This is a genomic window from Paraburkholderia bryophila, from assembly GCF_003269035.1.
In the GTDB taxonomy this organism is placed as follows: Bacteria; Pseudomonadota; Gammaproteobacteria; order Burkholderiales; family Burkholderiaceae; genus Paraburkholderia; species Paraburkholderia bryophila.
Map to the genome: position 1 here is coordinate 198541 of NZ_QLTK01000001.1, position 20887 is coordinate 219427.

Below are 20887 nucleotides of genomic sequence, written 5' to 3' on the forward strand. Positions count from 1 at the left end.
GGACCGCGCGGGCGGCACGCGGTGCAGGTCATGACGACTTGCGCACGCGCAGATACCAGTCACACAGCAAGCGCACCTGCTTCGGCGTATAGCCCTTCGTCACCATGCGATTGACGAAGTCTTCGTGCTTGCGTTGCTCTTCCGCCGAGCCTTTCGCGTTGAACGAGATCACCGGCAACAGCTCTTCCGTGTTCGAGAACATCTTCTTTTCGATCACGACGCGCAGCTTCTCGTAGCTGATCCACGCGGGATTCTTCCCCGCATTCGCAGCACGCGCGCGCAGCACGAAGTTCACGATCTCGTTGCGGAAGTCCTTCGGGTTGCTGATGCCCGCGGGTTTCTCGATCTTCTCCAACTCGGCGTTCAACGCCGCACGATCGAAGCTCTCGCCGGTGTCGTGGTCGCGGAATTCCTGGTCCTGAATCCAGAAGTCCGCGTACGTCACATAACGATCGAAGATGTTCTGACCGTACTCGGAATACGACTCCAGGTACGCGGTCTGAATCTCCTTGCCGATAAACTCGGCATAGCGCGAGGCGAGCACGTCTTTGATGAACGACAGATACTTCTGCTCGGTTTCCGGCGGGAACTGCTCGCGTTCGATCTGCTGTTCGAGCACGTACATCAGATGCACCGGATTGGCCGCGACTTCGGTCGAATCGAAGTTGAAGACACGCGACAGGATCTTGAACGCGAAGCGGGTCGACACCCCGGTCATGCCTTCGTCCACGCCCGCGAAATCGCGGTACTCCTGGTACGATTTGGCCTTCGGATCGGTGTCCTTCAGGTTCTCGCCGTCATACACCTGCATCTTCGAGAACAGACTCGAATTCTCCGGCTCCTGCAGGCGCGTGAGCACCGACATCTGCGCCATCATCTTCAGCGTGCCCGGTGCGCAGACCGCATTCGCCAGCGACGAATTGCGCAGCAGCTTCTCGTAAATCTTGACCTCTTCACCGTAGCGCAGGCAGTACGGCACCTTCACGACGAAGATGCGGTCGAGCAGTGCTTCGTTGTTGCGGTTGTTGCGGAACGCCTTCCATTCGGACTCGTTCGAGTGCGCGAGGATCACGCCGTCGAACGGAATCGCGCCGAACCCTTCCGTGCCCTTGAAGTTGCCTTCCTGGGTAGCGGTCAACAACGGGTGCAAGACCTTGATCGGCGCCTTGAACATTTCGACGAACTCGAGCAGACCCTGATTGGCGAGACACAAACCACCGGAGTAGCTGTACGCGTCCGCGTCGTCTTGTGCGTACTGTTCGAGCTTGCGGATGTCGACCTTGCCGACCAGCGACGAAATGTCCTGGTTGTTTTCGTCGCCCGGCTCGGTCTTGGCGATACCGATCTGGCGAAGGATCGACGGGTAGCGGCGCACCACCTTGAACTTGCGGATGTCGCCGTTGTATTCGTGCAGGCGCTTCACCGCCCACGGACTCAGAATGCTTTTCAGGTAGCGGCGTGGAATGCCATATTGTTCTTCGAGGATCGGACCGTCTTCCTCATAGTCGAAGAGACCGAGGGGCGATTCGTTGACGGGCGAGCCCTTGATCGAATAGAACGGCACGCGTTCCATGAGCTGTTTCAGGCGTTCCGCGATCGACGATTTGCCACCGCCGACCGGACCCAACAAATACAGAATCTGTTTCTTTTCCTCGAGCCCCTGGGCCGAGTGCCGGAAGTAGGCGACGACCTGCTCGATCACCTCTTCCATTCCGTAAAACTCGCGGAATGCGGGGTATACCTTGATGACCTTGTTCGCGAAGATTCGCGACATGCGCGGATCGTTGCGAGTGTCGATCTGTTCCGGTTCTCCGATTGCCGTCAACATGCGTTCGCCAGCAGTGGCGTACGCGGCGGGATTGTCTTTGCAGAGCGCGAGATACTCCTCGAGCGAGAGTTCATCTTCTCGCGTTTTCTCGAAGCGGGTCGCGAAACTGCTGTAGATATCCATGCTACCTCCTCGCCGAAGTCTAGACCGATGTCGTGCGCGGCGCGCTATTCGGAAACGACATCGCTCGAATTCATCCTAAACCCTTTTAAATTTTTTTTCACGAACTACGTTGCGAAAATCGCGCCGCATTCGCCTCCCGACATTCCTCACTTGGAAACACACTTTCCACCACCTACAATCTTGCGCTCACATCGTAGCGATCGATGCGCACGCTTGCTGCCTGTTTTACGGCCTGATTCGTGACCAGGCCGTCGACGTTCACACTGGCCTGCTCGTGTTACATCGTTCACTTGGCCGCTCACCTGGCACTGCTGCCCAGTGCGCGGTCAGCGTGTCATTGCACCGTTCGTCCAGTTACATCGAACGATCTCACTGCGATATCGGACGCCCTGTCTGCATGCGCACACTTCGTTGCCGAAAGCGTGGAGAGTCTGCACGTTTGCCACACACCGCTCGAACCGCGTCTGCCTTTTTTCCACAACGCGCGACACCGGCATCCGGTCTACAACGCACGCTGCCTGTTACATGTTCATGTGCCGCTGTGGTCTGAATGTGGTCCGCCAGCGTGATCGCACGATACATCGTCAGGCTGTTCGTCATCGCGTGGCCCATTTTGTTCCGCGCTTTCCGCGCATTCCGCGTTACATGACAAACGCGCCATCTTGCGTCGCGCGTCATGCATGCTGTGCGCGCGAACCCTTGCGCGTTTCGCATTAACCGCGTCGTGAACAGGGTCAGCCGCTGCTCTTGCTCGACGCCTCTATAACTGGATGACGGCGACGCGGCCAACGGCTTTCATAGGTGTATACGGCAAAGCCGCCGCGACAGATGCGACAAATGTAAAACGGCCACCCGCAGGCAGCCGTTGGTTTAAAGCTCTGTCACGCCGGTGAGAACGTGACGGGCAAATGTCACCCGCGTCGCTGCCTGATGGATGAGCAGCAAAGGTGAAACATCGCCGCAACGAGCGGCAAGCCGCCGCGCGTTCAGGTCAGTTCAATCTCCACGTCCCCGAGACCGTCGATGCGCCCGCGTACGAGCCCCGGTTCGGCCAGCTTGATGCCGCCGACATAGGAGCCGGTCGTGATGGTCCAGTCCGGCTCGATGGTGATGCCCATCGCGGCGCAATGGTTGACGAACCAGACCAGCAGTTCGCGCGGGTCGCCGGCCGGGTTGCCGGTGGCCTCGGGCAACAGCGAGTCGCCGTTGAAGCTCAGTGCCAGTTCGGGCGAAACGAAGTCGAAGCCGCGCGCGAGTCCCGCATAGGCCACCGCGTGACCGGCGATCAGCGCGCCGTTGTTCTGGGCGTCGGCCAGTTGCGCGAGCGGCGCGACATTCGGCCACTCCGCGAAGCGGCTATCGACGATCTCGATGGCGGGCAACACGACGCCGACTTTCGCCAGCACTTCGTCGCGCGCATAGGCGCGGCCGCGCGGTTCGATCGCTTCGGCGAAACGGAACGCGATCTCCAGTTCCACCAGCACGCGGAAGAACGCGCCGCGCGCGGCCCGCGCCGGCGACGGCAACACCAGCGAAGCCGGGATCGGCGCGCCCGCACCGGGGCCGCCCGGCGCTTTTGCGCCGATCTTCCACGCGCCGGTCGAGTCGCCGAGGCCCGCAATGACCGCCTGCTGGATCGCATAGGCCGTGGCCGCGTCGGGCGGCAGGCTGTCGGGTGCGGGCGTGTCGATCAGCCGATGCTGCCGGCGTGCTTCGACGAGGCGTTGCGCAAGATCGTATTGCGTCATGTCGGTCCTTTAGGGCTGGCGCGTTGAGCGGTTCGTTAAGCGGTTGACGGCGGCGTGCGGGTAGATGGGTGGAGGCCGGGCGCCGCGACCGTGAGCGGCGGCGCGCCTGCCGTTCGGACAGACGATTCGCGGCGGCATTATCGTCGCGGCGTGGCCGTGGCCGAGCCCGCCCGTCAATGTACCGGATCATGGCGTCCGCCAGGGCACAGGTTGCAGTCGGGGTGTCATCGCGTCGCAATGGGAGCGCAATGGGAGCGCCATCGTGATCGCCATTGCGAACCTGATTTGATGCGGCCACCATGAAAAAAACCGCGACTGCTGGCGCAATCGCGGTTTTTCGGTCAACGGGTGGCGATCATCCACGACGCGGCGCTTCGATCTGACGCACCGCCGGGAATGAATGTTGCGAGGCTCGACCCGGATCGAGTCCGATCAGAAAGTTTCCCAATCCTGGTCGCTGCCGGCGCTGGCCGTCGCCATCGCTTTGGCGGGCGCGCGCACGGGTGTCGCGGCGGCCGCCTTGGGTGCCGTGGCGGCTTGCGGCGCAGCGTGCGCGGGCTGCTGCGCAGTAGCTTGCGCGGCAGGTTGTGACGTCGTCGAATGCGATGCCACCGGCGAAGCCCCCGAACGCGAGATCTTGCGCGCCGGCGTCGAGCGCACCGGCGCGCTCATCCGCTTCGGCGCGCTGACCGGCGCCTTGTAAGCGCTTTCGTCGACCTGGAACACGGACACGGCGGTGCGCAGCTTGCCGGCCTGATCTTCGAGCGACGACGCAGCGGCCGCGGCCTCTTCCACCAGCGCGGCATTCTGCTGCGTCACTTCGTCCATCTGCGTGACGGCGCGCGCCACCTGGTCGATGCCGCTGCTCTGCTCTTCCGACGCCGCGGCGATCTCGCCCATGATGTCGGTCACGCGCTGCACCGCGCCGATGATCTCGGTCATCGTGCGGCCCGCTTCGTCCACCAGCGCCGAGCCCGACTGCACGCGCTCGACCGAGGTGTCGATCAGCTCCTTGATTTCCTTGGCCGCCGCCGACGAGCGCTGCGCGAGGCTGCGCACTTCGCCGGCCACGACCGCGAAGCCGCGTCCTTCTTCACCGGCCCGCGCCGCTTCCACGGCCGCATTCAGGGCCAGGATGTTGGTCTGGAACGCGATCCCTTCGATGATCGAGATGATGTCGGCGATCTTCGCCGAGCTCTGATTGATGTCGCCCATCGTGCCGACCACCTGGCCGACCACCGCGCTGCCCTTGTTGGCGATCTCCGACGCATTGGCCGCGAGCGAGCTCGCCTGGCGGGCGTTGTCGGCGTTCTGCTTGACCGTGCCGGTCAGCTCTTCCATGCTCGACGCGGTTTCCTGCAGCGCCGAGGCCTGCTCTTCGGTCCGCGACGACAGGTCGATATTGCCGGCCGCGATCTGGCGGGTCGCCGTCGCGATCGATTCGCTGCCGCTCCTCACCGTACGCACCGTTTCGGTGAGGCTGCGCTGCATCTTCGCGATGCCTTCGAGCAACTGCCCCATTTCGTCGCGCGACGTGACGATCACCGGGCGGCGCAGATCGCCGCCGGCGATCGCGTCGAAATGACCGAGCGCTTCGCCGAGCGGCCGGGCGATCGCGCGGCTGAGCGTCAGGTAGGAGAACGCGGCGGCGACCAAGCCAAGCACCAGCGCACCGATGCTGACGAGGCGGAACGTCTCGAAGCTGCCTTGCGCGGAGTCATAACCCTCGCGCGCCGACGTGAACTGATCCTTGCGCAGCGCGTCGTCGGCGTTGGCGAGGTCGTTGTACGAGGCTTGCAGACGCTGGGCGCCGCCGAGCACCTTCGCCTGGTCGTTGGCCGCGATGGTCGCCGAAAAAGCGTCCAGTTGCTGATGCAACGCGTCGCGTTTGGCGACCACGTCCTGCGCGAGACGGTCTTCGTTGGCGTCGCGCGGCAGGTCCATATACTTTTTCCACCACATGTCGGAGGTGGTGCGCATTGCGCGCGCACGCTCCAGCGTCGACGCCACGTCCGGCGTGCCGATCATGAACGCGGCGCGATCCAGCGCGAGGCGTTCACGCGCGGCGAACAGCTCGGCATTGCCGATATCGACGGCGCTCGGCATGGCGTTCGTGAAAGTGTCCTTGTAGGCGTCGTTCGAACGGCTCATGCCGAACAGACCGAAAACACCAATGGCAACCAGCAGCGCGGCGAGAAAAGCCATCGTAAGGCCAATCCGCGCCTTGATCGTGATGCCTTTGTTCAACATGCTTAATCCTGTACTTAGACGAAATGAGAGGCTGCGAACGCAGCGCGAAGTGGCGTGTGGCGTCTGCGTGCGGCGCTTTTTGATATGGCGCTCTAATAGTCCCGTTTACGGCATTCCAACTGCATACTTGAAGGATTTATATAGTATGAAGAAAGCGGATGGAAGGAATTGGAAGGAATTACAAGAAGCTGACGGTGAGCAGCTTGTCACGGTGTGACGGAGGGAATGCAGAACACGCGCGATGGCTTTGGGTTGCCGCGCAATACGGCGGGTTTTGAGCGTACGACGGTGTTTTACCCGAAACGCATCGCCGTGGATCACAGTCATGCATTGGCTGCGACCGGTGATTCAGTGTGTGGCCCGAGCACCGAAGGTCGAGCGGTAGACGCCGCCCTCGCTCCGCTGCCACAAGTGGCGGGCGCTATTCGCTAGCGCTAACGCCGGCTCAGGCTCAAGCCGCCAGATCACGCCTCGCCGCACCGGCCCACGTCGCGGTCGATTCGCGCACGATCAGCCGTGGCGACACCACGCGCCGGCGGCCCGGCGCGCGCGGATTGCCCGCCGAGGTCCCGGCAATCCGTTCGATCAGCGTCTGCGCGGCCATATCGCCGAGCGCGCGCACCGACTGGCCGACCGTCGACAGCGCCGGGTAGGTGAAACGTCCCAATTCGATATCGTCGAAGCCGATGATCGAGCAATCGCGCGGCACGCTGATATTGCGTTCCGCCGCAGCGCGCAGCGCGCCGATGCCCATCATGTCGTTGCCGGCGAAAATTGCCGTCGGCCGGATGGTATCGAACAGTTGCCCGGCCGCACGATGGCCGCCGGTCCCCGAAAAGTCGCTTTCGACGATTGCATCGGGCGGAATCTCGATGCCCCGCTCGGTCATCGCGCGGATAAAGCCGTGCACCCGCATCGCGCTGACGGCGGTCTGCACCGGCCCGGTGATGCAGCCGATCCGCACGTGCCCCAGTTCCAGCAAATGCCGGGTGGCCAGATAGCCGCCCTTCTCGTGGTCGATCTGCACCAGATCGGCGTTCAATCCTTCGATATTGCGGTCGACGATCACCAGCGGCTCGCGCGAGTCGGCGAGCGTCTGCGCGAGCACGGCGTCGTCGCCGGCCGAGGCGACGATCAGCCCGTCGATGCGCTTTTCCTGCAGCACGCGCAGATAGTTACGCTGCTTGGCCGGATCGTCGTCGGAATTGCAGAAGAACAGGCAGTAGCCGTTGCGCGAGCAACCATCCTCGATACCACGGGCCATTTCCGCGAAATACGGGTTCGTGCTGTTCGGCACCACCAGTCCGATCGTTGCCGTGGCGCGCGCCTTCAGCGAACGGGCGACAGCCGACGGAACATAGTGAAGCTGACGGATCGCGTGTTCGACCTTCGCGCGCACGTCGGCCGACACCGGGCGCGAATTGTTCACCACGTGCGAAACCGTCGTGAACGACACGCCCGCCACCGCCGCTACATCCTTAATCGTCGCCATACCTGTTGCTCTCCTGCCTGTAGTTCCCGCGGTCGTTCCCGCCGTCCATGCCGCCTGGCGGCCCACCGGACGTCTTCATCGAAGACCGACCCACCCCATGAAAACCGCTGTCTTGCCGCTCATGAAACCTCGACTGTCCGGCTCGCGCCGGGACAGATCTGTTCACCCGCCGTATTCACGCCCGCTTGCGGCGGCTGCGGTACGTATCCAGCACCACCGCCACCACGATCACCGCGCCGGTGATGATCCGTTTGGTCGGCTCGTTCGCGCCGATCTGCGCAAGCCCCGCCGCCAGCACCGAAATGATCAACACACCGAAAAAGGTGCTGATCACCGAACCGCGCCCGCCCATCAAACTCGTGCCGCCGATCACCACGGCCGCGATCACCTGCAGTTCCACGCCGACGCCCGCGTTCGGGTCGGCCGCTTCCAGACGCGAAATCTGGAACAGCGCGGCAAGCCCCGCGAGCGCCCCCATCAGCGCGAACACGATCACCTTGTAAGGCCGCGGATCGACGCCCGCGAGCCGCACCGCTTCCTCGTTGGTGCCGATGCCGACCAGATAGCGGCCGAACACCGTGCGCGTGAGCACCAGCTGCGCGACGATCATCACCGCCACCGCGATCAGGAACGCCGGCGAAATACCGAGCGCGATCGGGTTCGACAGAAAATCGAACGCGTCGCCGATATAGGCGGTGCGCGAGTTCGTCATCTGATACGCCATGCCGCGCGCCGCTTCGAGCACGCCGAGCGACACGATGAACGACGGAATCCGCCAGCCCACCGTCACCGCGCCGGTGATCGTGCCGGTCAGCGCGGCCGCGGCCATGCCGAGCACGGCCGACGGCAACGGCCCCCAGCCCCACTTCAACGCCGCCACGCTCACCACCGACGCACCCAGCGCCAGCACCGAGCCGACCGACAGATCGATCCCGGCGATGATCAGCACGAAGGTCATGCCCACCGACATCACCACCAGATCCGGAATCTGGTTGGCGATCGTGCTGAAGGTGTCGTACGTGAAAAAGTGCGAACTCAGCGCCGAAAACAGCGCGATCATGGCCAGCAGCGCGCCGGCCAGCCCCAGGTAGTTCGACAGGCCCAGCCGCGTGCCGGCCGGTTTGCCGCTCGCGAGCGGCGCCGACGGATCGGCCGGCGGCGTTACGTTCGCCGCGTCTGGCTTGGCGGCCGGCTTATCTTCCTTGCCGCCGCCCGGCTTGTCCGGCAACGATTGATCGTTCATGAGCCACTCCCTGGCTGGTTCGTGTCGGGGGCGTGCAGCAACGCTTCGCGACTGCGGTAGCCGGCAAATGCCGCGGCCAGCAGCGCGTCCTGCGACCAGCTATCGCGCTCGAACACCCCGGTCATGCTGCCCGCGGACATCACGCCGATCCGGTCGCAGATCAGCATCAGCTCGCGCAGGTCGCTCGACACCACGACGAGCGCGCGCCCTTCCCGCGCCAGCGCACCCATCAAGCCATAAATATCGAACTTCGCGCCGACGTCGATGCCGCGCGTGGGTTCGTCGAATAACAGCACGCGGCAATCGCGCGCCAGCCAGCGGCCGATCACGACCTTCTGCTGGTTGCCGCCCGACAGCTCGCCGACAATCTGCGCCGGGCCCGAACTGCGAATCCGCATCGCGTCGATCTGCTTCTGCGCGAGCGCGTTCTCGCGCTTCGCGTCGACCACGCCATGCCGCGCCACGCTGCCGATATTGCCGAGCGACACGTTGGCGGCAATCGGTTGCGGCAACAGCAGGCCTTCGCCCTTGCGGTCTTCGGTGATCAGCGCGATCCCCGCGCGCACCGCGTCCGTGGGCGAATCGATCCGCACCGGCGTGGGCACGGCGCCCGGCGTCGCCGCCAGCGCCACGCTGCCGCTGTCTTTCCGGTCGGCGCCGTAGATCAGCCGCATCAGCTCGGTGCGCCCCGCGCCGATCAGACCGCTGACGCCGAAAATCTCGCCCGCGCGCACCTCGAACGACACCTCGCGCACTACCTTGCCGCGTGCGAGCCGATCCACTTTCAGCAGCGGCGCGCCGATGTTGCGCACGCCGAGATCGATCCGTTCGCCGAGCTCACGGCCGACCATCCACGTGACGATCTGGTCGCTCGTGAGGTTGGCCATCGCGTCGACATGCACCAGCCGGCCGTCGCGCAATACCGCGATCTGTTCGGCGACCCGCGCCAGCTCTTCGAGCCGGTGCGAGATGTAGACCAGCGCCACGCCGCGCGCCTTGAGACGATCGATCTGCTCGAACAGCAGATCGACTTCGCGCGCGGTCAGCATCGCGGTCGGTTCGTCGAGGATCAGCACGCGGCAGTCGTCGATCAGATTGCGCGCGATTTCCACCATCTGCTGATGACCGATACCGAGTTCGCCGACCAGCGTGTCCGGGTCGATCGCGTCCAGCCCGACCTGCGCCATTGCCAGGCGCGCGTCGTCGCGCAGCTTGCGGCGGTCGATCCAGCCGAAGCTGAACACACCCGCGCGCGGCAAGCGGTTCAGGAACAGGTTTTCGGCCACCGACAAGGTCGGCAGCAGATTCAACTCCTGCATCACCATGCGCACGCCGAGCCGCTCGGCGTCGGTGCGGCTTGCCGGCGCGTAAGGCTCGCCGGCGAGGCGCATCGTGCCGGCGCTCGGGTCCACGAGGCCGCCGATAATTTTGGACAGCGTACTCTTGCCCGCGCCGTTCTCGCCGGTCAGCGCCAATACCTCGCCGGCGCGCAGCGACAGCGAGACATCGGCGAGCACCGGTTCGGCATAGGTCTTGCCGATGCCGCTGACGGACAGTACGGCAGGCAAGGCGTCGTGGTCGGTTGAATCCATTGCAATCCTGGTTCATGGCGGCCGGGCCAGCCTCACGCGTTTTCGCTCGCATGAAGCCGGCGCCGGCCGCCACGTGTCATGCCGGCGCAATGCGCGAAATGCGCGGGCGCCAATGGCCGCGCTCCCTCCCGCCGCGCAGCCACCGTCATGACGCTTACCTCTGGAATTAACGGCGGCCCGGCAGGTTTCTTGAGCGTTTATTGAATAGACGCGAATTCACGCGTTGCTGCGATGCGGATTGCATGCAGCGGCGCCGGCGCGGTTCCGCGTGGCTGAGACTGCCTTCCGGGCGATGTCGCCCGGAAGGTTGACTACCTGACTACCTGACTACCTGACTACCTGACTACCTGACTACGCGACTGCCTGATTACCTGATGCCGTGACCTTCACTTCGTCACCAGATCGCACGGCGTTTCCACCACGCCGGACAACTGCGATTGCTTCTTGTGCTCGCTGATCGCCTTCAGCGCGGTATCGATGCCGAACACCGCCTGCTTGGCCGCGTATTGATCCGCCGTGGCCAGTACGCGGCCGTCTTTCAGCATCGGCTTGATCGCGCCGATGTTGTCGTAGCCGACCACCAGCACCTTGCCCTGCTTGCCGGCCGCGCGCACCGCCGACACCGCGCCGATCGCCATGTTGTCGTTACCCGCGAGCAGTGCCTTCAGGTTCGGATATTCGTTGAGCATGGCCGACGCGACCGCGTTGCCCTTGTCGATTTCCCACTCACCCGATTGCACCGACACGACCTTCGCGCCGACCGTCTGCATCGCGTCCTTGAAGCCCGCGGTGCGCTGTTGCGCGTTGGTGGTGGTCGACACGCCTTCGATAATGCCGACCTCGTCGCCGGCCTTCAGCTTCTTCGCCAGGTAGTCGCCGACCTTCTGCGCGCCCTTGCGGTTATCCGGGCCGACGAACGGCACGTTCAGGTCCTTCGACTTGAGCACGTCCGGGTCGAGCCGGTTGTCGATATTCACGACGATGATGCCCGCGTCCACCGCCTTCTTGACGACCGGCACCAGCGCTTTCGAATCGGCCGGCGCCAGCACGATCGCGTCGACCTTCGAGACGATCATCTGCTCGACGATGCGGATCTGGTTGGCGGTATCGGTCTCGTCCTTGATGCCGTTGGTGATCAGGTCGAACTGGGAGGGATTGTGTTTCTGATAGTCCTTCGCGCCGTTTTCCATGGTCAGGAAAAACTCGTTGGCGAGCGATTTCATCACCAGCGCGACCTTCGGCTTGTGCGCGGGCGCGCTCTGCGCGTACGCCGACGACAGCGGCAGACCCGCGGTAGCAGTGACGAGGACGGCGGCCGTCAACAGGCGGCGGCGAATGGGTTGGGTCATGCACATCTCCAGGGTTGTCGGGCTCCAACGGGAGCCCTATTTTTAGCAATGCGCAAACGTTTGCGAGGCCTATTCTCAGCGCAGTCTTTCTGCAATGTCAACGATTCGCGGTGTTGCAACGCACCGCCATGCGGCATCCGCGGCGGTGCGTTGCAACACCGCGAATCGACCCGGCGCGCCGGGTCGGCGCACCGGCAGGCTGAGTGTGGCAAGGGTCCCTCGCTCGGTCCGCGCGTAGTCGTTTTTGCCGCCGGCTGCAAGATCGACAGCCGGCGGGTCGCTTATGCTGGACTTTTATTTCGTGGGGTGCAAGCGGGGACAACGAGAGGCGCGCGTTACAGCCAGCCCGCCTTGCGAAACCGCCAGTACAGCACGCAGTCGACCGCGAACATCACGGCCAGACACAGCGGATAGCCGTACTTGTAGTGCAGTTCGGGGATGCTCTGAAAATTCATCCCGTAGATGCCGGCGATCATGGTCGGCACCGCGAACAGCGCCGCGAACGAGCCGAGCCGCTTGGTCACCTCGCTCTCGGCCAGCGAGATCATGCCGAGATTGACCTGCACGGCGGTGACCACCAGCTCACGCCGGCCGTCGATAATCTTGACGATCCGTTCGAGGTGATCGTAGACGTCGCGAAAGTACGCCTGCATGCCGGCGCAGATGCTCGGAATGCGCCCGCCGGTCAGCTTGCTGATCGCTTCCTGCAACGGCGCGATATGGTGTTGCAGGATCACGAGGCGGCGCTTGAGCGAATACAGCTCCTCAATGATTTCGCGCGACGCCGCCGAGTTGTTGCGCTCGAAAATGCGGTCTTCGAGCGCTTCGATCTCCTTGTTCATCGCCTCGATGATCGGGAAGTAACGGTCGACGATGTCGTCGGCGAGCGCGTACAGCACGAACGCGGAACCTTCCTTGAGCAATTGCGGCTCGCGCTCGCAGCGGGCGCGCACGTTCTGAAAACCGGCCCGCGTGCCGCGGCGCACGGACAGCACATAATTCTGGCCGACGAACACGTCGACTTCGCCGATCAGCAGTTCGCCCTCCTCGTCCATTTCGACGGTGTGCATGACCGCGAACAGCGACTCGCCGTATTCCTCGATCTTGGGGCTCTGGTGACCGTACTGCGCGTCTTCGATGGCAAGCTCGTGCAGGTTGAACTCGTGCTTCATCACGGCCAGTTCGTCCGGCTCCGGGTCTTTCAGCGCAACCCAGACGAAGCACTCGGGCCGCGCTACGTAGTCGCTGATGCTATCGATGTCGATATCGGCCAGCTTCCTGCCGTCCTGATAGGCGGCGCAATTGATCAGCATGATGGTTTACCTTGAAAACGGAAACAGACCGCCGGGGTTCGCAGGGCGCGTGCCTGGGGTCGGAATTCGTGGGGGTTGAGTCGACGCATTCGCCATGTTAGCGGCCTGACGTGACCGTCTTGTAGTCAATTGTTAACGTGGCGTATCGGGCCTCGTGCGTGGCGATCGCGGGCGCGCCCGAGGGGGACCGCGGCTGTCTTGAGGTGCATTGGCCTGTGGGCGCCGCGGGGCCTTTGCCGGTGCCGGCCGCTATCGGGCAACCCGCCGCAGCGCGATGCGATGATCTTCGCCGAAAACGATCGACGCGCGGTTCGTGTAGCGCGTGTCCGCCGTCACCGTGAAGCGCATTTCGACGACCGGATCGAACTGCGTGGACACGCCGATGCGATGCACGCCCGGGCTGAGATAGAAGACCACGTGCTCGCCGTTCATCAGGTCGGTAACCTGCTCGCCGTCGATATACACCAGCGCGTCGCGAAAGCGCACGATCACGTCGCGCGAACGTTCGCGCCGCACGTCGACCGCAACGAGTCCGTCGCCCCGTTCGGTGTAGCCGGGCTGGATGATGCGCGCGGCGGGCACCGCCTTGAACGGCACCGGCTCGGCCGGCGCGGCGGCGCAACCGGCCAGCAACGCGACGCTCAACGTGACGGCAGCCGCAACAGCGGACGCCGCCGTCGACGCGGCAAGCGCGTGCAACGCGCCGCGGAGCTGGCAATGCAGGCGCTGAGGCATGGGGGTCTCCCTGACCTTCTGATTTCGCTAATGACGTTGGTATCAATCAAATACAACAGGTGCCTCACGCCGGTCATTGACCCGCTCGAAGTCCGAGTCTTCGCCGACGTTTGGCATGCTCATCAATGCCCGGATGAATTGCCGGTTGTACACCTTCTGCAAGGCCTTCTCCAGAATCAGCCGATGCTCATCCTCCACCGAGCGCCCATTTGCTTCGGCTTCCCGAACCAGCGTGTCGAATAACGTTCCGTCGATACCACGAACCCATAAATTTGCCATCCTGAATGCTCCCGCTCACCTATTGCCAGGCATGATAGCAACCCGCGGCCGTTCTGCCACCCTGGCCGGATGGCCACCTCCGGACCGCCTGCGCGCCCCCTCTTGCATGACGCCCCATTCTTCTTCATGATCGCTGCAAACGGACGCCTGCGCAGGTCCGGCGCGTTACGGATTTACCCTCGGTTGCAACGCGCGCCAACCTCGCTCGTCAGCAAGGTCTTCGCCATCGCGTGTATGCGCAATGCTTCACACGCCGCGCCGGCGGAGATTCGATCAAGGAGATTGCAATGTGGTACTTCACCTGGATTCTCGGCATTGGCGTGGCGTTGGGCTTCGGCATCATCAACGTGATGTGGCTGGAAGCCGGCGGCAAGTTCGCGCGCGACCCGCAGCCCGGCGGCGCGTCGGCCACGCCCGGGGACAAGTCTGCGTGACTTACCTGGTGTTCGTTTGCGGTCACGCGGGCACGGGCAAGACCACGCTCGCGAAAAAGCTGCACGGCCCGCTGATGCAGGCGAGCGGCACACCCTTCTGCCTGCTCGACAAAGACACGCTCTACGGCGGCTACAGCGCGGCCGCGATGGCCATGCTGACCGGCGACCAGAACGACCGCGACAGCCCGCTGTTCCTGCAGCATCTGCGCGACCCGGAATATCGCAGCCTGATCGACACCGCCCGCGACAATCTCGAGCTCGGCGTAAGCGCGCTGGTGGTCGCCCCGCTGTCGCGCGAAGTGCGTGAGCGGCGCCTGTTCGATCGGGCCTGGCTGGGGGTCGGCGAGAAGGTCGCGCTGAGGGTTGTGTGGGTTTATACGGAAGAAGAAACCGCGCATCGGCGCATCGTCGAGCGCGGCAATCTGAACGACGCGTACAAGCTCGCGCATTAGGACACATACCGGCAGCGCCGCTTCGTGCCGGACGGCGAGCTTTGCAATGATCTGTTGATGTTCGACAATACCGCGCCAACTTTGGCGGATGACGAGGCCTTGATCGCGCGCATCGTCGGCGAGGCCTATCCGGCGGCTACGATGCAGCCGCCGTTGCCGGTGTAGGTGGCGTTCTCAAAGCGCCGCGACCGCCTGCAGCGCGGTGCGACGCACCACGACCTTAAACCGTCGCCACCGCATCCAGCGACTGCCCTTCGTACAGCTGCCCAAACCGGTTCGCAAGGAAGTCGCGCAGCGACACCTGCTCCTGGCGCACGAAACCGCTTTGCGGCAGCTTCTTTTCGCGGAACAGGTCGAGCACCGCGCACATTGCGCCGGCGGTGGTGATCTGGATCGCGCTCATCGGCACGCTGCACACCGTCCTGGCGAAGATCTTGCGGGTGAAGACTTCCTGCACCAGTTGACCGTCGCGCATCCCGCTCACGGTAATAAACACCAGCACCACGTCTTGCGCGGTCGACGGCACCGAACGGCGCATGATGTTCTTCAGCGTGTCGCGGTCGGTGGCCAGACGCAGGTCTTCCAGCAGGAACTGCATCAGATTACGGTGACCCGGATAGCGCACCGACTTGTAGTCGAGCGATTCGACGCGGCCCGCCAGCGTTTCGCACAGCGTGCCCAGGCCGCCGGACGTATTGAAGGCTTCGTATTCGGTGCCGTCGAGCGAAAAATGTTCGAGGCCTTCGAGCGGCTGCACCCACTGCGTGCGGCTGTCGCGAATCGCTTCGCACGGCTGGCAGTACTCGTTGATCAGACCGTCGACGCTCCACGTCAGGTTGTACTTCAGCGCATTGGTCGGGAATTCCGGCAGCGCGCCGACCCGCATCTTGACGTCGCGAATCTCGGTGAAGCGGTTCGCCAGTTCGTGCGCGGCAATGCCGATGAAGCCTGGCGCGAGACCGCACTGCGGCATGAAGGCGTGATCGGCGGATTCCGCGATTTCGCGGATCGCCGAGGTAGCGCGCACGTCTTCGGTCAGGTCGAAATAATGCACGCCCGCGCCCTTGGCGGCCGACGCCACGTTCACCGCCAGGTAATACGGCAGCGCGTTGACGAGCGCGTCGAAGCCCTGCACGGCGGCGCGCAGCGCGGCGGCATCGGCGGAATCGACGCGCTGCGTCGGAATCCCCTGGGCGGCGAGCTTGTCGAGCGCGTGCTGATCGCGGTCGAACGCGACGACTTCGTAGTCGCCGGTTTCGCGCAACATGTGGGCGATGGTGTGACCGATCAAACCTGCGCCAACGATGGCTACTTTCATGCGCTTCTCCTGATTCTCTAACTGCTGTCTCCAGCTTGGGAAGTGCGCTGCGCTATGGCGCGGCGCCCGGCGGGCTGAACCCTTGAGCAACAGTTTAGGGAGAAGCAAAAACAGTTCATACGCGCAAAATGCTGCGATATGACCATCAAATTCGACGTTATGACGAACTCATCAGTCGAAATGTCGAAAAGTTGTTAAAACGGCGTAAACGGGAGGGGTCGCACGAAGCGCCAGAAGGCGACGCCGCGGCCGCTCACACCGTACCGCGATCGATCTTGCGCGCCAGAATGATCGAGGTCGTGGTGCGCTCCACGCCCTCCAACCCACCGATCTGATCGAGCAGATCGTTCAGCCGGTCGGGCGAATCGGCGCGCAGCCACGCCACATAGTCGAACTCGCCGCTCACCGCGCACAGCAATTGCACCTCCGGCATCTTGCCGAGCCGCTTCTGCACGGCCGGCCCATGCTTGGGCGCGAGGATGATGCCGACATAGGCGACGATGCTCGAATCGAGCACGTCCTGCCCGAGCCGCACGCTATAGCCGGCGATCACATTGCTGCGTTCGAGCCGCGCGATGCGGGCGATCACGGTGGTACGCGCCACGTCGAGCTGGCGCGCGAGATTGGCGACGCTCTCGCGGGCGTTGGCTTGCAGCAGCGCCACGAGGTTACGGTCGAGGTCGTCGAGTTGGTCGAGGCGCGGAGGTCTCATCGAGGGCGAAGGAAGGGAGTCAACGGTGGAGCGGATTATCGCGCGTCTTGGGCCGCGGGCGGCGAAGTCGTGCTACGGATCACGCGCCAAACCGTTCGATCACGAAGTCGATAAAACTGGTGAGCTTCGGCGTGGCGCGCCGGTCGCGCGGATAGACCAGATGAACCGGTGCGCCGTCCGGCAGATAATCCTCCAGCACGGAAACCAGCTCACCGCTGGCAATTTCGCGCGCGAGCAGCGCCTCCGGCTGCAACACCAGACCGAAACCGCGCAACGCGGCGACCTTCAGCGCCTGGCCGTTATTCGCGCGGAAGCGTCCCGCGCGCAACTGGTTTTCCGCGAGCGTCTCACCGTCCAGCCGCCACAATCCTTCGCGGCCCCAATGCAGAAAACCCAGACACTCGTGGTCCACCAGATCGGCCGGCGTGCGCGGTGTGCCGACCCGTGCCAGATACGCCGGCGACGCGCACGCGCGCATCCGGTAAGGCTTGAGCGGCCGCGCGACGAAACTCGAATCGGCCAGATGACCGATCCGCACGGACGCGTCGAAACCCTCTTCCACCAGATCGATCACCCGGTTCGACAGATCGAGTTCGAGGATCACGTCCGGCCATGCGGTGAGGTAGTCGGTCATGGCCGGCGCGAAGACTTCGACGCCGTAGGTCAGCGGCACGGTCACCTTGAGCACGCCGCGCGGCGCGGCCGCCATTGCCTCGGCAAGCGACTCGGCGTTCTTCACGTCGCTCAGAATGCGTTTGCATTGCTCGTAATACTGCCGGCCGATTTCCGTCAGACTCTGCCGGCGCGTGGTGCGTGTCAGCAGCCGCGTGGCCAGCCGGGTTTCGAGCGCACGGATATGCTTGCCGACCATGGCCGACGAAATGTCGAACCGCTCGGCCGCCGCCGTCAGGCTGCCCGCCTCGACCACCGCCACGAAGATTTCCATGCTGACGAATTTATCCACCCGCTATTTCCTGTTGGTTTCGGTTGTAAGCGTTTGTCGCATAAGCGGCGCATTGCAGGGATATCGTGATACTAATAGCGGCGACGGCAAAATGGGCAGCCGGCCGCCACGCGTTATGAATCACGCTTCGTGAGTCAGCCGCATCGACGCGAGGCGGGCCGCTCGCCACACGCGCCTTGTCCCAATTCGAATAGACATCAGGAGTTTCGATGAAAAAAGCACTGGTAATGCTGGCCACCGCAGTCGCCATGAGCGGCGCGTTCGCACAAACCCCCGCGCCGGCATCGGCACCGGCCGGCGCCATGGCGGCCCCCGCCGGTAAAGCCGGCCACGAGCGCAATGTCGAAGACCGGATCGCCTATCTGCACTCGCAACTGAAGATCACCTCGGCGCAGGAATCGCAGTGGAACGCTTTCGCCGACGTCATGCGCAGCAACGGCGAGACGATGGGCCAGTTGTTCCAGCAACGCAAGGCCGCGGGCAACCTGTCCGCGATCGACGATATGAAGCAATACGCTTCGATCGCGCAAGCGCATGCGGATGGCATGAAGAAACTGGTCGACGCGTTCGACCCGCTGTATAGCAGCTTCTCGCCCGAGCAGAAGAAGCTGGCCGATGTGACGTTCCATCAGCCGGGCGGTCCGAACGGCGGTCCGCGTCATCACGGCAAGGGCAAGGCTGGCAAGGCTGCGCCGGCGCCGGCGAGCGACGCGGCGCAGTAAGCGCGCGCAGCGGTGCCGGGGTAATCCGGTAGTTCAGCAGGCAGGGGCGAACGGCGCGAGAATTCGTGCCGCTCGCCCTGTTCTTTTCTGAGGACCGGCGCGAGTTCTTCGTCGAGCTTCCTCTCGCGTCGATTGCAGCTTGTGCGGCATTTGCAGCGACGCCATGCTTCCTCGCCCGGCCGCGATGCCGCGCGCGTCATCACGCGGTCCTTGCGCGCCTGGCGCGCCGCCCAACCCAAAACAAACCGATCGCTGAATCCATCTGGCATGATGCGAGTTCGCAGCTTCCGGCAACGGGGTCAGCGACACCTCGTCGCGATTCCCCGCCCGCACGCCGCCATCGACATCTCTATCTCTGCCCGCTTCATGAACGAACTGAAAAATCTCGATCTGAGTCAAGATCCGCACGCCCGTCGCGTCGTTAAAGACGAAACCGTGAGCGTCGAATTCGCCGCCGTCGAAGGCGAACTGATGAGCCTCGAAGGCCCGAACCGTTATGTCCCGGGCGACGCGCTGATCACCGGTTCGACCGGCGACCGCTGGGTCGTCTCGCGCGAACGCTTCGACGCCAAGTATGTCCCCGCCAACGCCGCGCACGCGCACGGCGAAGCGGGCGCCTACCGCAACCGCCCGGCCGTCGTACTCGCCAGGCAGATGACCGAAGCCTTCTCGCTCGCGCGTTCCGCCGCCGGCGGCGACGTGCTGCGCGGTGTCGCCGGCGACTGGATCATGCAATATGCGCCCGGCGATTACGGCGTGGTCCAGGCCGCGCGCTTCGCGAAGGTTTATCGGCTCGCCGATTGAGGGGGCGCGGACGGCGGGCCTGAAGCTCGCACTTGAAGTTCGGGCCTGTAGTTCGGGCCTGTAGTTCGGGCCTGTAGTTCGGGCCTGTAGTTCGGGCCTGTAGTTCGGGCTCGTAGTTCGGACTTGAAGTTTGAACCGAAGCTCGGTTCTCGAAGCTCTGTCCCGAGGTTCAGGCCTCAAGCCTCAATCCGAAGCCATCAACCGCAATCCCAAACCTCAAGCAAACTCGTCACCGAGATCCACCGTAACGTCACGCGGCACCGCCTCACCGTTCGCATACTGTTCTTCGAGCGAGCCGATGCTCGCCTCGACATACGCGCGCAGCACGGCAAAGCTGCGGCCGCGCAACCGCGCCGGCAACGCGCGATAACGCGCCAGCGCGGCCGGCGTGATCGCCACCGTCATCACGATGCGGCGTGCCGCCGCGCCGAAACGCATCGCCACCCAGTGAATCGCCAGCGTCGGCGTGCCGCCTTCCGCCGCGCGCTGGATGAACTGCGTCTGCTCGGGAAACAGATCGCTGATGACGCGCGCCAATTCCTCGAACTCGGGATTCGCGCAGTCGTATTGGTAAGCTTCCATGGGAAGGGTCCAGAGGTCATGCTGAAGGGTCGGCCGCTCACACGGAGCCGCCGACGGGAGAACATCGCGGCCGGATTATGCCGCGACCGCGGGCCGCCGGTACGTTCTGAACAACAGCCCGGCGACGATCAACGCACCCAGCGCATACACGCCATCCACGGCGGCGAGCGGCACCAGTTGCGCCTGGAACAGCGCGGCGGGTACGTCCACCAGCGCGTGCAGCACGATCGCGAGCGGCAGGATGCCTCGCCAGCCGGCGCGCAGACCGCGCCACATCAACACCGACAAACCAATCTGAAAAATCAGCGCGGCCACGCGTTCGAGCGCGAAAATCCCGGCCGTCTGCGGCGTCAGGCTGGCGAGAATCAGGTGGATGCGCATCACCGAATCGGTCGGCAGGTTGCTCAGGTAGCCGTCCAGTTCGCCACGGTTTTCGAACACCGCGAACAGAATCCATTGAATCTGCACTAGCACACCGACCAGCCACGCTTCCGCGCCGCCGTGGCCCAAGCCGTAGGTCAGCGCGGTGCCGTCGTCACCGCGCGCGGCCGCGCTGTCCGACGTGGTTGCCGTGGTTGACGTAGTCGAAGCTGCTTTGGCCGCAGCGCGCTTGAGCAGCAGCCGCATACCGATGAAACGCCCCACTTCCTCGCAGATGCCCGCGGCCAGCGCGCCGTACACCACGAAGGCCAGCGGGTTGGCCAGGAAGGTTGCGCTCGCCTCGTTCCGGTGCAGCACGTAGTCGTTCAAGGCGCGCTCGATCACCATCGCGAACAACGCGAACAACGCGATACCGGTGATCGCATCGCGCGGTTTCAGCGCGAGCGGCCGGCGCAGACGACGGTAGATCAGGAAGGGTAAGGCGGCGACCAGCAGCGTCGCGACGGCGAGACTGGAGAGGGTAAGCGGTGCTACAACCATGAGTGTCCTTGCAATGACCGGCGCGC

18 protein-coding genes and 1 pseudogene are annotated in these 20887 nt (G+C 64.0%); 4 read left to right on the plus strand and 15 right to left on the minus strand.

What is annotated here, in order from left to right; all coding sequences use genetic code 11:
* Positions 1 to 28: 28 nt before the first annotated feature.
* The 10 genes from BX591_RS00925 to BX591_RS00975 form a co-directional block, all read right to left on the minus strand.
* Positions 29 to 1951 carry a PrkA family serine protein kinase gene (locus BX591_RS00925; protein WP_111928881.1) on the minus strand — a complete coding sequence of 641 codons (1923 nt, stop codon included), beginning with the start codon at positions 1949 to 1951 and terminating at the stop codon, positions 29 to 31.
* Between the two features lie 986 nt (positions 1952 to 2937).
* On the minus strand, positions 2938 to 3699 hold the full coding sequence (locus tag BX591_RS00935) for a hydratase (RefSeq protein WP_111928883.1): 762 nt from the start codon (positions 3697 to 3699) through the stop codon (positions 2938 to 2940).
* Between the two features lie 432 nt (positions 3700 to 4131).
* A complete protein-coding gene (locus BX591_RS00940) occupies positions 4132 to 5949 on the minus strand; it encodes a methyl-accepting chemotaxis protein (protein ID WP_111928884.1) in 1818 nt (605 codons plus the stop codon).
* Between the two features lie 451 nt (positions 5950 to 6400).
* The gene (locus BX591_RS00945) at positions 6401 to 7441 is read right to left on the minus strand and encodes a LacI family DNA-binding transcriptional regulator (protein ID WP_111928885.1); all 1041 of its coding nucleotides are present in this window, start codon (positions 7439 to 7441) and stop codon (positions 6401 to 6403) included.
* Between the two features lie 175 nt (positions 7442 to 7616).
* Positions 7617 to 8684 carry an ABC transporter permease gene (locus tag BX591_RS00950; protein WP_111928886.1) on the minus strand — a complete coding sequence of 356 codons (1068 nt, stop codon included), beginning with the start codon at positions 8682 to 8684 and terminating at the stop codon, positions 7617 to 7619.
* Entirely contained in the window at positions 8681 to 10276 is a 1596-nt protein-coding gene (locus tag BX591_RS00955; RefSeq protein ID WP_111928887.1) for a sugar ABC transporter ATP-binding protein, read from the minus strand. Before BX591_RS00955 ends, BX591_RS00950 begins: the two co-directional genes overlap by 4 nt.
* Positions 10277 to 10662: 386 nt before the next feature.
* On the minus strand, positions 10663 to 11625 hold the full coding sequence (locus BX591_RS00960) for a sugar ABC transporter substrate-binding protein (protein WP_111928888.1): 963 nt from the start codon (positions 11623 to 11625) through the stop codon (positions 10663 to 10665).
* A gap of 335 nt (positions 11626 to 11960) precedes the next feature.
* A complete protein-coding gene (gene corA / locus BX591_RS00965; protein WP_111928889.1) occupies positions 11961 to 12938 on the minus strand; it encodes a magnesium/cobalt transporter CorA in 978 nt (325 codons plus the stop codon).
* Positions 12939 to 13187: 249 nt separating this feature from the next.
* Positions 13188 to 13673, minus strand: coding sequence for a hypothetical protein (locus BX591_RS00970; protein ID WP_111928890.1), 486 nt, complete (start codon positions 13671 to 13673; stop codon positions 13188 to 13190).
* 42 nt (positions 13674 to 13715) lie between these two features.
* A complete protein-coding gene (locus tag BX591_RS00975) occupies positions 13716 to 13952 on the minus strand; it encodes a FitA-like ribbon-helix-helix domain-containing protein (RefSeq protein ID WP_111928891.1) in 237 nt (78 codons plus the stop codon).
* Positions 13953 to 14239: 287 nt separating this feature from the next.
* On the opposite strand from BX591_RS00975, the gene cydX reads away from it, so the two are divergent.
* Positions 14240 to 14386: a cytochrome bd-I oxidase subunit CydX gene (cydX, locus tag BX591_RS00980; protein WP_111928892.1), complete on the plus strand. Its 147-nt coding sequence runs from the start codon at positions 14240 to 14242 to the stop codon at positions 14384 to 14386.
* A pseudogene (locus tag BX591_RS00985) lies at positions 14383 to 15003 on the plus strand (P-loop nucleotide/nucleoside kinase family protein). Before cydX ends, BX591_RS00985 begins: the two are co-directional and overlap by 4 nt.
* A gap of 55 nt (positions 15004 to 15058) precedes the next feature.
* On the opposite strand, the gene BX591_RS00990 reads toward BX591_RS00985, so the two are convergent.
* The 3 genes from BX591_RS00990 to BX591_RS01000 form a co-directional block, all read right to left on the minus strand.
* A complete protein-coding gene (locus BX591_RS00990; RefSeq protein ID WP_111928893.1) occupies positions 15059 to 16156 on the minus strand; it encodes a saccharopine dehydrogenase family protein in 1098 nt (365 codons plus the stop codon).
* 253 nt (positions 16157 to 16409) lie between these two features.
* Positions 16410 to 16868, minus strand: coding sequence for an Lrp/AsnC family transcriptional regulator (locus tag BX591_RS00995; RefSeq protein WP_111928894.1), 459 nt, complete (start codon positions 16866 to 16868; stop codon positions 16410 to 16412).
* Between the two features lie 79 nt (positions 16869 to 16947).
* Positions 16948 to 17832 (minus strand): LysR family transcriptional regulator, encoded by an 885-nt coding sequence (locus BX591_RS01000; protein WP_111928895.1) that lies wholly within the window; start codon positions 17830 to 17832, stop codon positions 16948 to 16950.
* 209 nt (positions 17833 to 18041) lie between these two features.
* Between BX591_RS01000 and BX591_RS01005 the strand changes: the two genes are divergently transcribed.
* Together BX591_RS01005 and BX591_RS01010 are read left to right on the plus strand one after the other, a co-directional pair.
* Positions 18042 to 18554, plus strand: coding sequence for a Spy/CpxP family protein refolding chaperone (locus BX591_RS01005; RefSeq protein WP_111928896.1), 513 nt, complete (start codon positions 18042 to 18044; stop codon positions 18552 to 18554).
* A gap of 366 nt (positions 18555 to 18920) precedes the next feature.
* On the plus strand, positions 18921 to 19358 hold the full coding sequence (locus tag BX591_RS01010; protein ID WP_111928897.1) for a PGDYG domain-containing protein: 438 nt from the start codon (positions 18921 to 18923) through the stop codon (positions 19356 to 19358).
* Between the two features lie 216 nt (positions 19359 to 19574).
* On the opposite strand, the gene BX591_RS01015 is transcribed toward BX591_RS01010, so the two are convergent.
* Together BX591_RS01015 and BX591_RS01020 are read right to left on the minus strand one after the other, a co-directional pair.
* Complete coding sequence (locus BX591_RS01015; protein WP_111928898.1) at positions 19575 to 19940, minus strand: DUF3022 domain-containing protein; 366 nt, start codon at positions 19938 to 19940, stop codon at positions 19575 to 19577.
* A 75-nt stretch (positions 19941 to 20015) separates the two neighbouring features.
* The gene (locus BX591_RS01020; protein WP_111928899.1) at positions 20016 to 20861 is read right to left on the minus strand and encodes a YhfC family intramembrane metalloprotease; all 846 of its coding nucleotides are present in this window, start codon (positions 20859 to 20861) and stop codon (positions 20016 to 20018) included.
* Positions 20862 to 20887 lie beyond the last annotated feature (26 nt).